Annotated in this window: 4 protein-coding genes; all 4 read left to right on the top strand. The window is 68.3% G+C overall.

All coding sequences use genetic code 11. From position 1 onward, the window contains the following. On the top strand, nucleotides 1-270 hold a 270-nt coding region (locus ACN269_RS34945; protein ID WP_421477648.1), incomplete at its 5' end, for a hypothetical protein. Nucleotides 271-286: 16 nt separating this feature from the next. Continuing rightward, nucleotides 287-1,135 carry a hypothetical protein gene (locus ACN269_RS34940; protein WP_421477646.1) on the top strand — a complete coding sequence of 283 codons (849 nt, stop codon included), beginning with the start codon at nucleotides 287-289 and terminating at the stop codon, nucleotides 1,133-1,135. A 14-nt stretch (nucleotides 1,136-1,149) separates the two neighbouring features. Next, nucleotides 1,150-2,214 carry a saccharopine dehydrogenase family protein gene (locus ACN269_RS34935; RefSeq protein ID WP_421477644.1) on the top strand — a complete coding sequence of 355 codons (1,065 nt, stop codon included), beginning with the start codon at nucleotides 1,150-1,152 and terminating at the stop codon, nucleotides 2,212-2,214. After that, nucleotides 2,211-3,071, top strand: coding sequence for an SDR family NAD(P)-dependent oxidoreductase (locus ACN269_RS34930; RefSeq protein ID WP_421477642.1), 861 nt, complete (start codon nucleotides 2,211-2,213; stop codon nucleotides 3,069-3,071). Before ACN269_RS34935 ends, ACN269_RS34930 begins: the two co-directional genes overlap by 4 nt. The last annotated feature ends 75 nt before the right edge of the window (nucleotides 3,072-3,146 follow it).

The following is a 3,146-nucleotide window of genomic DNA, read 5'->3' as shown; positions in this document are numbered from 1 at the left end:
GGGGCCGACGCCCCGTACCCCCGTTGGTCCGGATGGGCATCACTGTGGTTCTGCTTCGCCACGTTCCCGGCCAGCCTCGTCGCCTTCCTCAAGGACGGCCCCTTCGCCTGGGACGGCGTCTTGGCGTTCTGGGTGCCACTCAGCGCGCTGTTCGCCTGGGTGATCCTCATGACCGTGCTGACTCTTCGCGCCGTCAAGAAGCAGTCGACAACCGAGGGCCATTTGTTCGATCCGACCGAGCCGACACAGCCGACCGCTGTCGCGGTCTGAACCCGAGGAGATGGAAATGGAATCACCCGACCTCACCCAGCCCCTGCCCGACCCGACCTGGGTGATGCCCTCGCCCGCGGGCGAGATCCTGCTCGCGATCTTCGGCGGCGGCGCGGCGATCTTCGTCGCCTACTGCGCCTGGTTGGCGCTACGCAAGCGCAGCGCACTGCCGCTGCTGTTCGCGCTCGCCGGGCTGTTCTCGATCATGCTCGAGCCGATCGCCGACACGCTGGGCAACGTCCAGCATCGGCCGGTCGGCCAGATCAGCGCGTTCGTGGTCGACGGTCAGCCGATCCCATGGGCGATCGTGCTCGGCTACATCTGGTACTTCGGTCTCGCGCTGGTTCTGATGTGGCGTAAGGCCGAGGAGCGCACGATGACCCCGAAGCTGTGGGCGCGGTCGGCGGTGTTCGCGTTCGCCGCGGTACTGCTCGTCGAACAGATCCCGATCGCTCTCGATCTGTGGGAGTACTACGGCCACCAGCCGCTGGTCCTGGGCTTCATGCCGATCGACATGGCCATCGCCAACATGGTCTCGGTGATGCTGCCGGCCATCGTGATCTACAAGATTTGGCCGATGCTGCACGGCTGGAAGCAGCTGCTCGTGTTGCCGTTGGTGCCGATCTGCGTGGTCGGTGGGCATACCGCCGCGGCGGCGCCTGCGTACATGCTGATCAACGCGAACCCGGACGCCCCCATGTGGCTGGTGCACTTCGCCGGCGTCGTGACCACGGTCTTCGCGGTGCTCATTGTGTGGTTCGCCGTGCGTCTGCTCCACGGTGGCTTCCCGGAACTGGTCGCCGACCGGGCCCGCCTCGAGGTGGCAGCAGCGACCGTTCCGCAGCGCGAGATGTCGGGGGTTTGAGCCACGTGGCTTGGATGATCTACGGGGCCTCCGGTTACACCGGTAGTCGCACCGCGCAGCGCGCCGTCGAGCTCGGGCACAAGCCCGTGCTTGCCGGTCGCGCGCCCGACAAGGTGCGCGCCGTCGCCGAACCGCTCGGCCTGGCCTGGCAGGACGTCGACCTCGCCGACACGGCAGGGCTGGAAAAGGCGCTCGCGGACGTCGACGTGGTGCTCAACTGCGCGGGGCCGTTTTTCCGCACCAGCGAGCAACTCGTGCAAGCGTGCCTGGCCACGGGCACGCACTACCTGGACGTCACCGGCGAGATCGACGTGTTCGAGCGGTGCGCGCAGCTCGATGCCGAGGCCACCGCGGCGGGCGTGATGCTCATGCCCGGCGTCGGCTTCGATTTGGTGCCCGGTGACTGCCTCGCCGTGTACCTGAAGAACCAGCTGCCCGACGCCACCTGGCTGGAAGTCGGCTTCAGCTACGCCGGACCGATGACCAGGGGCTCCGCCAAGACCTCACTCCTGCTGTTCAGCCAGGGCGCCCTGGTGCGTCGCGACCACCGCCTGGTGCCGGCCCCAGACAAACTGACCAAGACGTTCGACTTCGGATCGGGCCCGGTCTCCTGCCCGGCGATCACATTCGGCGACCTTGCGGTGTCATACCGCTCCACGGATATCCCGAACGTCACCTCGTTCACCACCTTCAACAAAGTCGTGGACGCGCTGATCGCCGGCAGCACCAAGGTCAGTGGACTCATCGCCCGGCCGAGCGTCGCCGCTACGGGGGAGTGGCTGCTCGACCGACTGCCACCTGGGCCCAACGCCAAGCAGTTGGCCAAGTACGGCGCGACCATCGTCGCGGAGGTGCGCAACGACGCCGGCGACGTACGCCGCGCCCGGATGCGTACGCCCAACGTGTACGCGATCACCTTCGACCTGGCCACGATGATCTCCGTCGCAGTCTCCGAGGACGGCCGCGTCGAGCCCGGCTACCGCACCCCGGCTGCGGTATTCGGACCCGACTTCCCGCTGGCTCTTCCCGGCTGCAGCCGCGAGGACCTTCCCGCGTCGACAAAAAAGTCGATCCGATGACGGCCGAACCCACCCTCGTGCAGGGGGCGGCCAGCCTGATCAGCGCCAACATGTCGGCCTCGACACAACGCCGACCGGCCGAGACGCGCACGTACGACCGACTGACGGGGCGCACGGCGCTGGTCGTTGGCGGCGCCCGCGGTATGGGCGAGGCCACGGCGCGTCTGTTCCATGCCGAAGGCGCGGTCGTCGTCATCGGTGATGTGCTCGACGACCTCGGCACGGCTGTCGCTGACGACCTCGGCGACCGCGCCGTCTTCGTGCACCTCGACGTCCGCTCTGACGATGACTGGGCCGCCGCGCACTCCGTCGCGGTGAGTATCGGCGACGCACCGGTCACGGCGTATGCCCACCCCGCGGCGATCGCGAGCTTCTCCTACATTGCCGACCTCTCGCCCGCTGATTACGAGGCGAGCATCGCGGTCAACCAGACCGGAGTGTTTCGCGGCATCAGGTCCTGCATCCCGGGAATGACCGAGGCCGGCGGCGGCGCCATTGTCACCGTCGCGTCGGTCGACGGCGTCGGTGCGCACCCCGGCCTGGCCGGCTACTCGTCGGCCAAGTTCGCGTTGCGCGGGCTGACCCGGGTGGCCGCGCTGGAGCTCGCCGACCGCGGCATCCGGGTCAATTGCATCGTGCCTGGGGGTATCGACACACCGATGATTCGGCCACGCGAGGTCGACCCCGCCGTCCTGGACCCGCTGGCCCGACAGGTGCCTCTCGGCCACGTCGGGGACGCCGGCGAGCTGGCCCGGGCAGCGCTGTGGCTGGTCAGTGACGAGTCCAGCTACGTCACCGGCACCGACCTGATCGTCGACGGCGGCCTGATGGCGCGCGTCCCGTTGAACCTGGGGTGACGCGCGTGGCCTGACCGGATCGGGAAGAGTGCCCTGGTCACAGTTCGACGGTATCGTTCCGCTGTCGAGGGGACT

Source organism: Micromonospora sp. WMMD736, from assembly GCF_049179015.1.
GTDB lineage: Bacteria > Actinomycetota > Actinomycetes > Mycobacteriales > Micromonosporaceae > Micromonospora.
Note: the sequence above shows the minus strand (reverse complement) of the source record. Positions and strands in the feature narration are given on the sequence as shown.